This is a genomic window from Cellulomonas biazotea, assembly GCF_004306155.1.
GTDB classification, from domain to species: domain Bacteria; phylum Actinomycetota; class Actinomycetes; order Actinomycetales; family Cellulomonadaceae; genus Cellulomonas; species Cellulomonas biazotea.
Genome location: NZ_BIMR01000521.1, coordinates 1 through 470, shown reverse-complemented (window position 1 = coordinate 470; position 470 = coordinate 1). Strand labels below are relative to the sequence as shown.

General features: G+C 81.3%; 1 protein-coding gene. It reads right to left on the bottom strand.

What is annotated here, in order from left to right; translation table 11 throughout:
• The coding region (locus CBZ_RS20580; RefSeq protein WP_174768713.1) for a Fic family protein at positions 1–470 on the bottom strand (470 nt) is incomplete at both ends.

Here is a 470-nt window from a genome sequence, read left to right as displayed (position 1 = left end):
CCCGCAGCCAGGCGGCGACCCCGTCGGGCGTCCCCGTCGCGAAGCCCGCGGCGGCGCCGAGGTAGGGCTGCGGCGACGCGGCCCACACCGCCTCGGCGACGACGGACCCGGTCGGGTCGAGCCCGCCGGTCGTGGCCAGCAGCCGGGCCGCTGCACGCGCGACGACGCCGTTCCCGGCAGCGAACGGCCGCAGCGCGAGCAGCTCGCCGTGCACGACGGCCGCGACGACGAGCGCGGGTGCGCGGGTCGTCGCGACGGTCCGGCCCAGGAGGTCCAGGCGGGCGGCCACCTCGTCGCCGACCGGTGCGACGCCGAGGCCCGTGAGGTCCTGCGGCGCGGCGTCGTGGCGGAGCCGTCCGACGTCGGCGGCGTCGAGCCAGCGGGCGGCGGCCGCGGCGTGCAGCCCGGCGAGCAGCTGCCCGAACGGCGGCAGCGCCGACGCGCCGCGCGCGCCCAGGTCGGGCATGAGC